The sequence below is a fragment of the Pseudooceanicola endophyticus genome (assembly GCF_018760365.1).
GTDB lineage: Bacteria > Pseudomonadota > Alphaproteobacteria > Rhodobacterales > Rhodobacteraceae > Pseudooceanicola > Pseudooceanicola endophyticus.
The window spans coordinates 30442-46678 of record NZ_JAHIAB010000006.1 but is presented as its reverse complement, the minus strand read 5'-3'; the positions used below and the strand labels follow the sequence as shown (position 1 = coordinate 46678).

Annotated in this window: 11 protein-coding genes; 10 read left to right on the top strand and 1 reads right to left on the bottom strand. The window is 68.8% G+C overall.

The window, feature by feature from the left end:
* The first annotated feature begins 6 nt into the window (after window positions 1–6).
* The 9 genes from KM176_RS11790 to KM176_RS11750 all read left to right on the top strand — a co-directional run bounded on the left by KM176_RS11790 (window position 7) and on the right by KM176_RS11750 (window position 14863).
* Window positions 7–963, top strand: coding sequence for a TRAP transporter substrate-binding protein (locus tag KM176_RS11790; RefSeq protein WP_160894372.1), 957 nt, complete (start codon window positions 7–9; stop codon window positions 961–963).
* Window positions 964–986: 23 nt separating this feature from the next.
* Complete coding sequence (locus KM176_RS11785) at window positions 987–1820, top strand: alpha/beta hydrolase (protein ID WP_215558784.1); 834 nt, start codon at window positions 987–989, stop codon at window positions 1818–1820.
* Between the two features lie 234 nt (window positions 1821–2054).
* Window positions 2055–3446, top strand: a complete 1392-nt coding sequence (locus KM176_RS11780; protein ID WP_160894368.1) for a YncE family protein — start codon at window positions 2055–2057, stop codon at window positions 3444–3446.
* Window positions 3447–3514: 68 nt separating this feature from the next.
* The gene (locus tag KM176_RS11775; RefSeq protein ID WP_160894366.1) at window positions 3515–5161 is read left to right on the top strand and encodes a (2,3-dihydroxybenzoyl)adenylate synthase; all 1647 of its coding nucleotides are present in this window, start codon (window positions 3515–3517) and stop codon (window positions 5159–5161) included.
* Entirely contained in the window at window positions 5158–5406 is a 249-nt protein-coding gene (locus tag KM176_RS11770) for a phosphopantetheine-binding protein (RefSeq protein ID WP_160894364.1), read from the top strand. The genes KM176_RS11775 and KM176_RS11770 overlap by 4 nt, the downstream gene beginning before the upstream one ends.
* Window positions 5403–9284, top strand: a complete 3882-nt coding sequence (locus tag KM176_RS11765; protein ID WP_311136156.1) for an amino acid adenylation domain-containing protein — start codon at window positions 5403–5405, stop codon at window positions 9282–9284. The genes KM176_RS11770 and KM176_RS11765 overlap by 4 nt, the downstream gene beginning before the upstream one ends.
* A 224-nt stretch (window positions 9285–9508) precedes the next feature.
* Window positions 9509–10783 carry an efflux RND transporter periplasmic adaptor subunit gene (locus tag KM176_RS11760; protein WP_160894362.1) on the top strand — a complete coding sequence of 425 codons (1275 nt, stop codon included), beginning with the start codon at window positions 9509–9511 and terminating at the stop codon, window positions 10781–10783.
* 6 nt (window positions 10784–10789) lie between these two features.
* The gene (locus KM176_RS11755; RefSeq protein WP_160894360.1) at window positions 10790–13894 is read left to right on the top strand and encodes an efflux RND transporter permease subunit; all 3105 of its coding nucleotides are present in this window, start codon (window positions 10790–10792) and stop codon (window positions 13892–13894) included.
* Between the two features lie 120 nt (window positions 13895–14014).
* Window positions 14015–14863: a class I SAM-dependent methyltransferase gene (locus KM176_RS11750; RefSeq protein WP_160894358.1), complete on the top strand. Its 849-nt coding sequence runs from the start codon at window positions 14015–14017 to the stop codon at window positions 14861–14863.
* A gap of 6 nt (window positions 14864–14869) precedes the next feature.
* On the opposite strand, the gene KM176_RS11745 is transcribed toward KM176_RS11750, so the two are convergent.
* Window positions 14870–15154: a TFIIB-type zinc ribbon-containing protein gene (locus KM176_RS11745; RefSeq protein ID WP_160894356.1), complete on the bottom strand. Its 285-nt coding sequence runs from the start codon at window positions 15152–15154 to the stop codon at window positions 14870–14872.
* A 320-nt stretch (window positions 15155–15474) separates the two neighbouring features.
* On the opposite strand from KM176_RS11745, the gene KM176_RS11740 reads away from it, so the two are divergent.
* Window positions 15475–16176 carry a response regulator transcription factor gene (locus KM176_RS11740; RefSeq protein ID WP_160894354.1) on the top strand — a complete coding sequence of 234 codons (702 nt, stop codon included), beginning with the start codon at window positions 15475–15477 and terminating at the stop codon, window positions 16174–16176.
* Window positions 16177–16237: the final 61 nt, after the last annotated feature.

Below are 16237 nucleotides of genomic sequence, written 5' to 3'. Positions count from 1 at the left end.
CCGGACATGAAGAAGCTTCTCCTTTCCCTTGCCGCCCTGCTTGTGGCGGGCCCGCTGTCGGCCAAGGATTACCGCCTGGGCCTGATCACCCCGCCGCCGCACCAGTGGACCCTGTCCGCCCAGGCCGCCGCCGACGAGATCGCCGCGCGCACCGGGGGCCGGGTGCATATCCTGGTCTTTCCCTCCGGCCAGCTGGGCAACGAGGCGCGGATGCTTCAGCAGCTCCAGACCGGGGCCATCGACTTTGCCATGATGACGGTCGGGGAATTCGCCAACCGCGACCCGAATTACGGCATCTTCCAGGCGCCCTACATCGCTGCCGATTACGACGCCGCCGGCAAGCTTCTGTCGGGGCCCACGGCGCAACAGCTGCTGGAGGGGATGCGCGCCTTCGGCCTGAAGGGGCTGGCCTGGGGCATGGCGGGCTTTCGCCAGATCGTCACCGGCCCGCAGGTCGACACTGCGGACCAGCTTCGGCACATGAAGATCCGCACCGTGCCGATGCAGTCCTCCATGGCATTCTGGAGCGATCTGGGCGCGGCGCCGACGCCGATGCCGCTGCCCGCGCTTTACGATGCCTTCGCCAATGGCCAGATCGACGGGATGCAGATCGACTACGAGGGCACCTGGAATTCGGGCTACCACGATCATGCCGGCACGATCATCGCCTCGAACCACATGCTGTTCCCGATGGCCGCCGTCGCCTCGGGGCGCAAGTGGCAGACGATTTCCGCCGCCGACCGCGCCGTGGTGCAGGAGGTCTTTGCCGATCAGGCCGCGCAGCTGATCGCCAGCTACCAGGACATCGACGCGGGCTATCTGGCCAGGCTTGAGACCACCGGCGTTCCGGTGCTGAAGGTGGACCGCGCCTGGTTCGGCCCGGCCATTGACGCCTGGTACGGCGAATGGGAACAGAAGGCGCCGCTGCTGAAGCAGCTGGAGGCCGAGGCGGCCCAGGACTGAGCCCCAGACAGGAGAGACAGACGATGCCCCCCCATGGTTACCGGACCGCCGAGGTCCCTCTGCCCGGCACCGCTGCGGTGCGCATCGTCCTGCGCCTGCTGATCCCCGATCAGGCGCCGCCGCCCGGGGGCTTTCCGGTGCTTTACGCGCTGGACGGCAATGCCGCCTTCCAGGACATCGACGCGCCGGTGCGCGCGCGCTGCGCCGAAGGTCCGGGGGCGGTTCTGGTGGCCCTTGGCGCGGAGGAACCTGCCCGTTTCGCCCGGCTGGAGCGCACCCGCGACTATACGCCCCCCGATGCGGCGGGCGCCCCGGTCCTTGATCCCCATGGCCGTCCGGCGGGCGGGGCGGCGGCCTTCGAGGCGCTGCTGCCGGATCTGGTGGCCCGGGCCGAGGCGCTGGCCCCGGTGAACCCGGCGCGCCGCTTCCTGTGGGGGCACAGCTATGGCGGGCTGTTCGTGCTGCGTCACGCCCTGGGGCAGGGGCCTTCGCCCTTCGCCGGGGCCATCGCCGCCAGCCCCGCGCTCTGGTGGGATCATCAGCGCTTCCTGACCACGCTGAAGGCGCAGCTGGAGAGCGGCGCGCGCCCCCGCATTCCGGTGCAGTTCCACACCGGCGGCGCCGAGAAGGCCCGCGCCACGCGGTCCCTGAAACCCGAGGCCCGCGCCTTCATGGAGATGCGCGATGCGCTGCCCGAAACAGCCCTGCCGGAGCTGGCCTGCGCTTTCCGGCGGGCCGGGGCCTCGGACGGGATGACGGTGTTCCCGGGCCTCTCGCATGGCGAGACCTTCAGCCGCTCGATTCGTGAAAGCTGGCGGGCACTTGCGCTGGATGAGGGGGGCTTTCCCGGGCCCTGATCCCATGCAGGCGGAGCCCCGCAGGGCGGCGTCGGGATTAGTTGACTAACTTAATCAGGAATAGTACGCCTCGGGGCCAACACCCTGCAAAACATCGCGGGGGCGGGTCCTCCCTGGCCCCGCGCGAAGGCCCGGCCTTCGGATGAGCCACAGCATCGCTGCAGCAAACAGGGTCTCCGGAACAACGACCGGGGTGCCCCGGGCACCCTGCCAGCAGCGAGAGGGCTTTTCAGGATGAGTGGTTTCACGGGACAGCGGCATGCACGGCCGGCGAACTGGCTGGTGGCGGCAGCGGTGGCGGGCATCGTCGCGCTGGCCGGCGCCGCCCAGGCGCAGGAGGCCTTCACCAGGGCCGGCCCCGCGCAGGGAGAGTTCGCGGCCTTTGCCGATGACATGGGCCCGATCACTGCCGGCAGCACCGTGGATCTGAAGGGCCGCGGCCTGACGCCCGGGGCGCAGATCACCCTGCGCCAGGGCGGCGTCGCGCTGAACGGCGGCCAGCCCGTCACCGTGGCCCAGGATGGCACCTTCGCACTGCAGGTGCAGATCCCGAAGACCGCGCCGGTCGGCCCCTATCCGGTGGTCGCCGAAATGGCCGATCCCGCCTATGCCACCACCTTCGACGTGCGCGTGACGGCGGATCTGGGCCCGATCGGCACCGATCAGTTCAAGCTGAGCCAGACCGACGGCGTGCCCGGCCTCTATCAGGTGGTCGAGGCGCCCTCGCTCGGCGCGATCTACGTCGCCGCCGCCAATGGCCGCCCCCCGGTCGAAAAGAGCAGCGTCGCGAAATACGATGCCAAGACCATGAAGCTGCTGGCCGAGGTCACCCCGGCGGCCTCCGACAAGGGCGGCGTCTACGCGGTCTACGGCCTGGACGTGGATGCCAGGGCCGGGCAGGTCTGGACCACCAACACCCGGCAGAACACCGTCGCGGTCTATTCCACCGACGATCTGAAGCTGATCAAGCAGTTCCCCGATGGCGCGGTCGCGCATCCCCGCGATGTGCGGATCTATGACGGCAAGGCCTATGTCTCGGCCACCTTCACCCCCGATATCGAGGTCTTCGACATCGCGACGCTGGAACATGTCGGCACGATCGAGCTGCATTCCGGCAAGCGCGGAGAGGTCTTCGGCAACGGCGGCATGATGATCGACGCCAAGAGCGGCACCATGGTCGTCGCCAGCCTTGGCAGCAACGAGGTGGCGGTGGTCGATCTGGCAACCGGCAAGCAGGTCGGCGCCTATCCGGTGCCGGGCGCGGAACGTGTCATCGGCGTGGGCTATGATGCTGCGCGCGGTCATATCTACACCGCGAATTCGGGTTCCGGCGACGTGTCGATCCTGGATGCGGGCTCGGGCAAGCTGATCCGCACGGTGCCGGTGGGCTCGGGTCCGCTGAACGTGGCGGTGGCCGGCAACGGCGATGTCTACGTGGCGGTGCGCAGCTCCGGCACGGTGGTCGTGCTCTCGCCCGAGGGCGACGTGATCGGCAACCTCGCCATCGGCTCCTTCCCCAACCAGCTGGCCGCAGATGCCGAGGGCGGCGTCCTCGTGGTCAACAAGCGCAAGGGCGGCGACGATCCCACGGGCGACAAGATCACCCGCATCACCCCCGCCAGCTGATCCCTTCCGGGCCGCGCCCCCGGTGCGGCCCGTCTTCCTTCCCGCATCCGTTCCCCGGAGTAGCCCCCATGAAACCTCTTGAGCAGATCTTCCCCGCCGAGCGCGCCGCGCGCTACCGTGAGAAGGGATACTGGACCGGAGAGACCTTTCCCGCCCTGCTGCGCGAGCGTGCCGAACGCTTTGGCGATCGCACCGCGCTGGTCCATCGCGACACCCGCATCAGCTATGCCCGGATGGCCGAGGCCGCGCAGCGCTTCGGTGCGGGCCTGCTGGCGCAGGGGCTGAAGCCCGGCGACCGGGTGCTGATCCAGCTGGGCAACACGCCAGAATTCTTCACCGCCGCCTTCGGCCTGTTCGCCGCCGGCATGATCCCGGTCTACGCGCTGCCCGCCCATCGGCGCACCGAGATCGAGCACCTGCTGACCCGCTCGGAGGCCTGCGGGCTGATCATCCCCGACAAGGCCGACGGCTACGATTACCGTGCCCTCGCGGCCGAACTGTGGGACGTGGTGCCGGGGCTGAAACATGTCATCGTCGCGGGCGATCCCGCTGAGACCGGCTTTGCCGCCATGGCCGAGATCGACGGCGATCCCGCGACCCTGCCCGAAGATCCCGATCCCCAGTCGGTGGCCTTCCTGCAGATCTCGGGCGGTTCGACCGGGCTCTCGAAGCTGATCCCGCGCACCCATGACGACTACATCTACACCCTGCGCGAAAGCGCCCGGATCTGCGGCCTGACGCCCGACAGCGTCTTCCTGGCCGTGCTGCCGGTGGGCCACAACTTCACCATGTCGAGCCCGGGCACCTATGGCGCCTTCTACGCCGGTGCGACCGTGGTGCTGGGCCATTCGCCGGTGCCCGACGCCGCCTTCCCGCTGATCGCGAAGGAAGGCGTGACGATCACCGCCCTGGTGCCGCCGCTGGCGCTGCTGTGGCTGGACGCCGCCGAACGGCTGAAACCCGAGATCCCGACGCTGGAGGTCCTCCAGGTCGGCGGTGCCAAGTTCCTTTCCGAAAGCGCGCGCCGGGTGAAGCCGGTGCTGGGCTGCACGCTTCAACAGGTCTTCGGCATGGCCGAGGGGCTGGTGAACTACACCCGCCTTGATGACGACGAAGAGACCATCGTCACCACCCAGGGCCGCCCGATTTCCCCCGATGACGAGATCCTGGTGCTGGACGATGCCGGCACCCCGGTGCCCGATGGCACGCCCGGCCACCTGCTGACCCGGGGCCCCTACACGATCAACGGCTACCACGATGAACCGGGCGCCAATGCCCGCAGCTTCGAGAACGATCATTACCGTTCGGGCGATATCGTGATCCGGCGCGCCGATGGCTACCTGACCGTGCAGGGCCGGGCGGGCGACCACATCAACCGCGCCGGCGAAAAGATCAGCGCCGAGGAGGTCGAGGATCACCTGCTGGCCCATCCCGGCGTCTTCGACGCGGTGGTCGTCTCGATCCCCGATGCCCATCTGGGCGAACGCATCTGCGCCTTCGTGAAACCCCGCGACGGTCAGACCCTGAAGCCGGTGGAGCTGCGCAAGTTCATGCGCGCCCGCCAGATTGCCGCCTTCAAGATCCCCGACGAGATCCGCTTCGTCGATGGCTTCGGCATCACCGCCGTGGGCAAGATCAGCCGCCGCCAGCTGCGTTCCCAGCTGCGCGCCGAGGTTCTGGCCGACGAGGCCGCACAGCAAGAGCAGACCGCATGACCGACACGACCCTTTCCCTGACCCGCGACCAGATGCAGGCCGACATCGCCGCCGAGATCGGCATCCCCCTGGCCGAGGTCGAGCCCGACGAGAGCCTTGTGGATCTGGGCCTTGATTCCATGCAGGTGATGACCCTGCTGATGAAATGGGGCGAGGTGATCCCCGGCCTCGAATTCTCGCTGTTCATGGAGGCCGAGACCTTCGAGGAATGGTGGCAGATCGCGGCGGAGGCGCAGGCGGCGTGAGCGTCTTCGGCCCGATGGAAACCGACAGTTTCCCGCTCTGCGACAGCCAGGACGGCATCTGGTACGCGCAGCGCCGCGATCCGGGCAGCCCGGTCTTCATGACCGGGCAGGCCCTGCACCTGAAAGGCCCGCTGGACAGCGAAGCCCTGGACCGGGCGATCGCGCAGGTCGGTCAGGAGGCGCAATGCCTGTCGCTGCGCTTCTCGGAAACCAAGGCCGGTCCGCGTCAGCGCCTGCAACCGGGCGGTGCCCCCCGCATGGCGCTACGCGATCTTTCGGCCGAGGCCGATCCGCTGGCCGCCGCCGAGGCCGCCATTCTGGCCGAGGCCAAGGCACCTGCGGATCTGGCCCATGGTCCCATCGCGGGCTTCACCCTCTGGGTGCTGGGCCCCGATCACCACATCCTGTCGGAACGCATCCACCACCTGGCCGCCGATGGCTACGCGATGGTGCTGATCACCAACCGCATCGCCGAGCTTTACAACGCCCTGGTGCGCGACACTGCCCCCGGTCCCGCCTTCCCGCCCTATCTTCAGGCCGTCGAGGCCGAGGCCAGGTACCGCGAGGCCCCGAAGCGCGACAAGGACCGCGCCTTCTGGCACGAGACCCTCGCCGGTCTTGGCGCGGTCGAAGGCATGGTCGCCGGAGAGGCCACCTCGGCCCGCTGGTTCCACCGCGCCGAGATCGCCCTGCCGGAAACCGCCCGCGCGACGCTCCATGCGCTGTCGGAGCGCACGAAACTCTCCTGGCCCGACATCCTGACCGCGCTCAGCGGCGCCTATCTGGCGCGCTGCCTGCCGCCGAAGGAGGATGAGACGCACGAGGTCGTGCTGGGCGTGCCGCTGATGAACCGCATGGGCACCAAGGCCTCGCGCGTGCCGGCCTCGCTCGTCAACGTGCTGCCGCTGCGCCTCGTGATCGACGAGGACGCGGCGCTTGCGGACTGGCTGGCCGAGGCCGCCGCCCGCATGGCCGCGATGCGCCGCCATGGCCGCTACCGGGGCGAGGGGCTGCGCCGCGACCTGGGCCGGATCGGCGCCGGGCAGCGGCTGCACGGGCCGCTGGTCAACGTGCTGCCCTTCGATGCCACGCCGAAGATGGAGGGGCTTGAGACGCGCCTCCAGATCCTCGGCGCCGGTTCGGTCGATGACCTGACCTTCTGCTTCCGCGGCGATGGCGGTGAGGGGCTTCTGGTGCAGGCCGATGCCAACCCGCATCTCTACGATCTGGCGACCACGCAGGCCCATGCCGCGCGTCTGTCGGCCTTCCTGGCGGCGGCGCTTGGCGCGGAACGGCTGGCCGATGTGGCGACCCTGACGGCGGAAGAACACCAGACCCATGTGGTGACCCGCAACGCCACCGGCCATCCGGTGCCCGAAACGACGCTTGCCGCGCTGATCTCGGACCAGCTGAAGGCCGCGCCCGAAGCCGAGGCGCTGGTCTTCGGCGACAAACGCTACAGCGCCGCGCGGCTGGATGCCGCCATCGACGATCTGGCCGGCAACCTTGCCGCGCGCGGCATCGGTCCGGGCGATGTGGTGGCCGTGGCGCTCCCGCGCTCGGCCGAGCTGATCATCGCGCTTCAGGCGGTAGTGCGGGCCGGGGCAGCCTATGTGCCGCTCGACCCCGAGGATGCCTCGGCGCGGCGTGCCGACATGCTGGAACGCGCCGCGCCGAGGCTGGTGCTGGCGGCGGGCGATTTCGACACCGCCGGTCAGCCGGTCCCGGTGCTGGCCCCCGAAGCCTGGTCCGAAGGGCCGCGCGCGCAGCCCGTCGCGCCGGGGCCTACCGATCCGGCCTATGTGCTGTTCACCTCGGGTTCGACCGGGGTGCCCAAGGGCGTGGTGATCGAACACCGCGCCATCGTGAACCGCCTGCTGTGGATGCGCGACCATTACGGTTTCGGCCCCGGCGACCGGATCCTGCAAAAGACGCCTGCCACCTTCGACGTGTCGGTCTGGGAATTCTTCCTGCCCTTCCTGTCGGGCACGGCGCTGGTCGTGGCGCCCCCCGGCGCTCATCGCGACCCGGTGCAGCTGGCCGGGATCATCCGCGACGAGGCGATCACCACGGCGCATTTCGTGCCCTCCATGCTGTCGCTGTTCCTGGCCGCGCCAGCCTCGGACGGGCTGAGGATCGACCGGGTCTTTGCCAGCGGCGAAGCGCTGCCCGTAAGCCTTGCCCGCCAGTTCGGCGAGCGCATCACCGGCACGCTGCACAACCTCTATGGCCCGACCGAGGCAGCGGTGGATGTGACCTACCAGCCCGCCACGGGGCGCGAACCCGGTGCCTCGGTGCCGATCGGTCTGCCGGTCTGGAACACGCGGCTCTACCTGCTGGATGCGCGCGGACGCCCGGTGCCCGACGGCACGGCGGGGCGGCTGTATCTGGCGGGGCGGCAACTGGCGCGCGGCTACCTGGGCCGGCCAGACCTGACCGCCGAACGCTTCCCCGAAGACCCCTTCGTGCCGGGCGAACGCATGTACGACACCGGAGACCTTGCGGTGGCGGCAGCGGACGGGCGGATGACCTTCCTGGGCCGGATCGACCATCAGGTGAAGATCCGCGGTGTCCGCATCGAGCTGGGAGAGATCGAGGCCGCGCTGGAGGCCACCGGCCTCGTGTCCCAGGCCGTCGTTCTGGCGCCGCCCGACCATGCCGGCAAGGCGCGGCTGGTGGCCTATGTGGTGGCGCCCGATGCCACGGGCGATCAGATCCGCGCGGCGCTTTCGGGGCAGCTGCCGGCGATGATGCAGCCCGCCGCGATCATGGTGCTGGAGGCCTTCCCGCTGAACCCCTCGGGCAAGCTGGACCGCAAGCAGCTTCCGGCGCCGCAGTTCGGCGATGCCCCCGCCGCCCGCGCCGCCGCGCCGGGCACCGAGGCGACGCTGGCCGCGCTTTACGCCGAGATCCTCGGCCTGCCGGCCCCCGCCTCGGCGGAGGCCGATTTCTTCGCCGCCGGGGGCGACAGCCTGAAGGCGGTGCAGCTCTCGCTTGCCATCGAGGAAGCCTTCGGCACGGATCCGGGCCTTGGCACGATCTTCGAAGTGCCGGTGCTGGCCGACCTCGCGCAGCGGATCGAGCAGTCCGGCCAGCGCGATGACGGGCTGGGCCCGCTGGTGCGGCTGTCGCAGGGCACGGGCACCAAGGGCACGCTGTTCGCGATCCACCCCGCCGGCGGCATCTCCTGGTGCTATCGCCGCCTCGCGCGCGAGCTGAAGGACTGGGCGGTTGTCGGCGTGCAGTCGCCGCTGCTGGACCCGAACGCCGCCATGCCCGACAGCCTGTCGGAGCTGGCCGCCGCCTATGCCACGCGCATCGCGGCGGAGCAGCCCGAGGGGCCGGTGCACCTGCTGGGCTGGTCGCTGGGGGGCATCATCGCCCATGCGGTCGCCGCCCATCTGGAAGGGCAGGACCGCCAGATCGGCGCGCTGGTGCTGCTGGATGCCTATCCTTCGGAGTGCTGGCGCAATGAGCCCGAGCCCGACGAGGGCGCCGCGATCCGCGCGCTGCTGGCGATTGCGGGCCATGATCCCGATGCCTATCCGCATCTCGTGTCGCGGACCGAGATCCTGGGCTTCCTGCGCGAAACCGGGCACCCGCTAGGCCACCTGCCGATGGCGGCGCAGCACGGCGTCGTGCGCTCCGTGCAGGAGGTCAACCGCCTGGTGCGCGGCCACCGCGAGCCGCGTGTCGCGGCGCCGGTGATCCATGTCCACGCAAGGCTCGATCATGCGGGCAGTGATCGCACGCCGCAGCTCTGGACCCCCCATGCCGGCGCGCTGGAGGTGGTCGACATGGACTGCCGCCATGCCGACATGGTTTCGGACCGCGCCAGCCAGAGGGTGGCGCAATGGCTGCAGGGGCGCACCGGCTAGGCTGGCCGGCGCGCCTCTGCGCCCCATATCCCATGCCAGAAGCCTGATGTTTCGCCCCTTCGGGGGCGGAACCTCCGGACAGGATGGTCTTTGCAGTTTTGGGCATTGCATGTTTGCATGACCTGCCGCGAAAACCACAACCGGAACGAGACGGAAATCCCGTACCCATCCGTTCCAGACCTGACCCGGATGCCACCTCAGGCCGCCAGCCATTGGGAGACCTCATGACCAACACGCTCGCCCTGCGCAGGACCCTTGCCGTCGCCGCGCTGATTGCCATGCCGGGACTGGCCCTTGCCCAGTCCGCCGGGAAATCCGGCCCGACCGAGGTCGGGGTGGTGACCCTGCAAACCGCGAGCGTGCCCTACGACGTGACCCTGCCGGGCCGCGCCGTCGCCAAGGACCAGACCGAGATCCGCCCCCGGGTCGAGGGCACGATCGAGGCGATCAACTACACCGCCGGGCGTTCCGTGAAGGCCGGGGACATCCTGTTCACGCTGGACAGCGACACCTACGACGTGGCGCTGGCCGCCGCCCAGGCCGAGAAGGCCTCGGGCGAGGCGGCGGTATCGGCGGCGCAGGCCACCGTGAACCGCTATGAACGGCTGAACGGCGTCGGCGTCACCCAGGGCGATCTGGAGACCGCGCAGACCTCCCTGGCGTCTGCCAAGGCGACGCTCAGCTCGGCGGAGGCCTCTCTGAAATCGGCGCAGCTGAACCTGGACCGCACGGTGATCCGCAGCCCCATCGACGGGGTGGTGGACGTGCCGGAATTCTCGGTGGGGGCGCTGGTGACGGCGAACCAGACCGATGCGCTGACCACGGTGACCCGGCTGGATCCGATCTATGTCGATGTGCAGGAAAGCTCGGCCCGGATGCTGCGGGTGCGCCAGATGATCTCTGACGGGACGATGACCCCGGGCGACAAGCTGGATGCCACGCTGACGCTGGAAACCGGCCAGGTCTACGAGGGCAAGGGCACCCTGGTCAGCCCGAGCGCGCTGGTCTCGACCACCACGGGATCGCTGGATTTCCGCTTTGAATTCTCCAACCCCGACCAGCTGATCCTGCCCGGACAGTTCCTGCGGGTCGAGCTGACGCTGGGCACGACGCAGGCCGTGCTGGTGCCGCAGCGCGCCACCGACCGCAGCTCTGACGGGACGCTGACGGCCTTCATCGCGGCGGATGGCGTGGCCAAGCAGGTCGTGCTGACCTCGAAGGGCAGCTACCAGAACGCCTGGGTGGTCACCAGCGGCGTGCAGGCGGGCGACAAGCTGGTCGTCGACGGGCTGCGCGACCTGAAGGCGGGGGCCAAGATCACCACCGTCCCGGTCACCATCAATGCGCAGGGGGTGGTGCAGGACGCCACCGGCGGCGGCACCGGAGAGGGCACCGGCACCGAGGGCGGCGTGGTTCCCAACGGCACCTTGCCCGAGGCCGATACCGACGCCACCAGCGCCGATCCCACCACCGCCGCAGACCCCGACAAGGGGAACTGACACCCGATGGTCCGCTTCTTCATCCACCGCCCCGTCTTCGCCTGGGTGCTGGCCCTGGTCACCATCCTGGCCGGCGCCTTCGCCTATACGCAGCTTCCGGTCTCCCAGTACCCCGAGATCGCGCCGACCACGATCCGCATCACCGCCACCTACAGCGGCGCCACCGCCGATGCGGTGCAGAACTCCGTCACATCGACCATCGAGGATGCGCTGACCGGCATCGACGGGATGCTCTACATGGAGAGTTCCTCGCGGCAGGGATCCTCGCGGGTGACGCTGACCTTCGATGGCTCCATCGACCCGATCGACGCCCAGAACGAGGTGCAGGTGAAGGTCTCCTCGGTCGAGAGCCAGCTGCCCGATGCGGTGGTGACCTCGGGGGTGAAGGTGTCGCGGTCTTCGGATTCGATCCTGATGGTGGGCGCCATCGTGTCCACCGACGGGCGCTATTCCACGGTCGAGCTGGGCGACATCATCACCAACATGATCGAGGGGCCGGTGCAGCGCACCACCGGCGTCGGCGGCATCAACATCTTCGGCTCGGGCTATGCGATGCGGATCTGGCTGGATCCGCTGAAACTGGCGCAGTACCAGCTGACGCCTGCCGACGTGACCACCGCGGTATCGAACCAGAACACCACCGTCTCGGTCGGCTCTCTGGGGGATCTGCCCACCACCGAAGGCCAGCAGTTCACCGCCACGATCACCGCGCAGAGCCAGCTGACCTCGGCCGAGCAGTTCGAGCAGATCCTGCTGAAGACGGAAAGCGACGGCAGCGCGGTCTACCTGGGCGACGTGGCGCGGGTCGAGATCGGGCAGGAGGACTACGGCGTCAACTCCTTCTTCAACGGAGAGAACGCGGCCGGTTTCGGGGTCAACCTGGCGGCCGGGGCCAATGCCATCGACACCGCCGAGGCCGTGCGCGCGACGCTGAAAAAGCTGGCCCCCGCGCTGCCCGAGGGGGTCGAGGTGCATTATGCCTACGACACTTCGCCCTTCGTGCAGCTGTCCATCGAGAAGGTCTATCACACCCTGGGCGAGGCGGTGCTGCTGGTGCTGCTGGTGATCCTGGTCTTCCTGCAGAAATGGCGCGCCACGATCATCCCGATCATCGCCGTGCCGGTGGTGCTGATGGGCACCTTCGCGGTGCTGGCGGCCATGGGCTACACGATCAACACGCTGACCATGTTCGCCATGGTGCTGGCCATCGGCCTGCTGGTCGATGACGCCATCGTCGTGGTGGAAAACGTCGAGCGGGTGATGGAGGAAGAGGGCCTTGATCCCTTGCCCGCGACCGAGAAATCCATGGGCCAGATCACCGGGGCGCTGATCGGCATCGCGCTGGTGCTTTCGGCGGTGTTCCTGCCGATGGCCTTCATGGGGGGCTCGACCGGGGTGATCTACCGGCAGTTCTCGGTGACGATCATCACCGCCATGGTGCTGTCGGCGCTGGTGGCGCTGATCCTGTCGCCGGCGCTTTGCGCCACCATGCTGCGGCGCGCCCATGGCCGGGCCATCGCGCCCGCGCGCTGGTTCAACCGCAACTTCGACCGCATGAGCCATGGCTATGGCAGCGTCGTGCGCCGCTTCCTGAAGGCGCCGGTGATCATGCTGGTGGTGCTGGCCGGGGTCGGCTTTGCCGCCAGCCAGGTCTACAAGCGCATCCCGTCCTCCTTCCTGCCCTCCGAGGATCAGGGCGTGCTGATGGTCATCGTCAGCCTGACCGAGGGCTCGACCACGGCGCAGACCAAGAGCGTGGTGGAAAAGATCGACGACTGGCTGAAGACCGATCAGGCGGCCAGCGTCGACAGCTCCTTCGCGACGCTGGGCTTCGGCTTTGGCGGTTCGGGGCAGAACAGCGCCATGGTCTTCGTCAAGCTGAAGGACTTCGACGAACGCACCGGCGCCAACCAGTCCGCCAGTGCCGTCGCTGCCGCCGGCAACCGCGAATTCGGCAAGCTGCGCGCCGGGCGGGTGTTCTTCATGCAGCCCCCGGCGATCCCGGGGATGGGCAATACCTCGGGCTTCTCGATGTATCTGGTGGACCAGGCCAACAACGGCAGCGAGGCGATGATCGCCGCTGCCAAGGAACTGGAAACCATGGTCCAGAAGGATGGCCGGGCGCAGAACCTGCGCATCTCGGGCGATGAATCCGAGGCCGTGCTGCGCATCAACATCGACCAGCAGAAGGCGGAAAGCTTTGGCGTGACGCCCTCGACCGTGAACTCCCTGCTCTCGACGATCTTCACCGGCAAGACGGTCAACGACTTCGACATGAACGGCAACCTGCGGCCCGTCATCGTGCAGGCCGATGCGCCCTACCGGATGCAGCCCGAGGATATCGACGACTGGTTCGCCATCAACTCCGACGAGGAGATGGTGCCCTTCTCGGCCTTCATGACGACGAAATGGGTCTCGGCCTCGCCGACGCTGTCGCGGATCGGGGGCACCAATGCCATGAGCATCTCCGGCTCGGCCGCCGACGGCGTGTCCTCGGGCGAGGCGATGAACGCCATGGAGGAACTGGTCGGCCAGCTGGATGGCGGCTACGGCGTGGCCTGGACGGGCATCTCCTACCAGGAGCAGCAGTCGGGCAATCAGGCGCCGTACCTCTACGCGCTTTCGGTGCTGGTGGTCTTCCTGTCGCTGGCGGCGCTCTATGAAAGCTGGTCGATCCCGTTCTCGGTCATGCTGGCGGTGCCGGTGGGCATCCTGGGGGCGCTGGTCGCGGCCTGGGTCGCGGGGGGCGACAACGATGTCTACTTCAAGGTGGGCATCCTGACGACCATCGGGCTTGCGGCCAAGAACGCCATCCTGATCGTCGAATTCGCCAAGGATCTGGAGGCCGGGGGCAAGCCGCTGGTCGCCGCCACCATCGAGGCCGCGAAGATGCGGCTGCGGCCGATCCTGATGACCTCCTTCGCCTTCATCCTGGGGGTGGTGCCGCTGGCTGTGGCCACCGGCGCGGGGGCGGCGGCGCAGAATGCCATCGGCATCGGCGTGCTGGGCGGCATGATCGCGGCGACCTTCATCGGCGTCTTCATGGTCCCCAGCTTCTACGTGCTGATCCGGCGGATCTCGGACCGCTCGGTGCGTAGCCAGCCGCGCTGAGGCCGGCCTTCGGACCTCTGGACGGGCGGTGGATCGAAAGGTCCGCCGCCCGTTTCGCTTGGGGCTGGCCCCGTGCGGGCAGGGGGCCTATCCTCGGGCCAGCCAGACCGGAGGGCCATCATGACCGATCCCGTGAATGCCGCGCAGCGGGCGCTGTGGAATGCCCAGCCGGGCGCCACCTGGGTGACCCATCAGGCGGTGCTGGACCGGATGCATCAGCCGATGGCCGATCTGCTGCTGGAAGCCGCCCGCCCCGCCCCCGGTGAACAGGTGCTGGATATCGGCTGTGGTGCCGGCCAGACGGTGCTGATGGCGGCGGCGATGGTGGGGCCTTCGGGGCGGGTGCTGGGCCTCGACATCTCCGCGCCCCTGCTGGATCTGGCGCGCCACCGCATTGCCGGGGCGGCGCTGCCCGGGGCCGAGGTGCTGCTGGCAGATGCCCAGACCTGGCCGGGTGATGGCACGACGGTCGATCTGGTGATCTCGCGCATGGGGGTGATGTTCTTCGAGGATCCGGTGGCGGCCTTCGCCAATATCCGGCGCCGGATGCGGCCCGGCGGGCGGCTGGTCTTCATCTGCTGGGCCGAGGGCAACCCCTGGTTCGATCTGCCTGCGGCGGCCTGTGCGGCGCATTTCGGTCCCCCCGAGGCGCCCGAAGACCCCGGGGCGCCGGGGCCGCTGGCCTTCCGCGATCCCGAGCGGGTGTGCCGGCTGCTGACCGAGGCGGGCTTTGCCAATGCCGCAACACGGCTGCTGCGGCCCGTGCTGACCCCGGGGCTGACCCTTGAGGAGACCCTGGCCCTGTGCGAACGGCTGGGGCCCATCGCCGGGCAGATGCGCGCCCATGGCGGCAGCCCGGCGGACCTGGAGGCGATCCTGGCGCGGCTGCGGCCCGAATTCGCCGCCTTCGAAGAACACTCAGAGATGCGCATCCCGGCCCGGATGCACCTGTGCTCGGCCCGCGCCTGAGCGGGGCTAGAGGTCGAACAGCTCTCCCAGCAGGGATTTCTTCTTCTTGCGCTTGTAGGCGTACTTGTCGCGGTAGCGCGGGTCGTAACGCTCGTCCCGGTAACCGTGCTCTGCCGTCGGGGCGGCGCGGCGCTGCGGCTGGGCATGGGCCTGCTCGGCGGCGCTGCGGTCGAGGATCTTGTCCAGCTCTCCGCGGTCCAGCCAGACACCCCGGCATTGCGGGCAGTAGTCGATCTCGACCCCCTGTCGATCGGTCATCAGCAGCGGGGTTCCGTCCACGGGACATTTCATCGGGCTCTCCTTCCTCGGCTCCTGATCCGAGATGGGCAGGGGCGGCGGTCCCTGCAAGGATCTGTTAACCAAGCTTAGGGAAAGATTGAGAAAATCCTGAATTTCAATTGCGATGTCCCTGCGTAATGCGCTATCACGGAGGCGTGCCGAGGCCGGAGGAGGCGGGCGGCACGGCGGTCCCCGAAGGCCCGCCCGTGGCCGAAGTGCCACCGGATCAATCACGACATGATCATCACGATGCGACGGTGTGGGCCGAGGGTGCCCGAACCGGCATCCCGCACCCCTGCCACCTTCGCATCCGAAGGGAAAGGAACTGCGGGATGCGTCTTCTTGTGACCGACACCACCTGGAATATCGCCGGCCTGGCCCATGCCCTGCGCGGCGAAGGGTTCTACATCACCGAGGCCGGCAATGCTGCCGAGGCGCTCGATTTCGCCGAGGCCGGTGAGCAGGACGCCTTCCTGATCGACCCCGACGTACCCGACATGGCCGCCGCCGCGCTGGTGGCGCAGCTGCGGGCCCAGTATCCCAAGACCGTGATCTGCGTGGTCAGCCGCCGCGTGACCGAGGCCGACCGGGCGCATTTCCTGACCCGGGGCGCCGATGCGATGATCGAATGGCCGGCCAAGGCGGTCGAGGTCGCGGCCCAGATCCGTGCCTATGTCCGCCGCGCCGCGGGTTTTGCCCACCCCGAGATCGCCATCGGTCCGGTGACCATCGACGTTGCCCGGATGACGGTGCTGAACGGCGACATGCCCATTCACCTGACCCGCCTGGAATACGAGCTGGTCGAGATGCTGGCCCTGCGCAACGGCACGATGGTCACGCGCGAGCAGCTGATGCTGCAGCTCTATGCCTGGCAGGATGAGCCCGATCCCAAGATCATCGATGTCTACATCTGCCGCATCCGTGCCAAGCTGGCCGCCGCCGGCGTCGCGCAGGAGGTCATCCAGACCAGCTTCGGTCAGGGCGTGCGGATGCCGGTTCTGGGCCGCGCCGTGCTGGAAGAGGTCGCGGCCTGATCCGCGCATCTTAGCAAAGCGTTAACCAAGCGCCCCCGATACTGCCGGTCAGAGAGGGGTC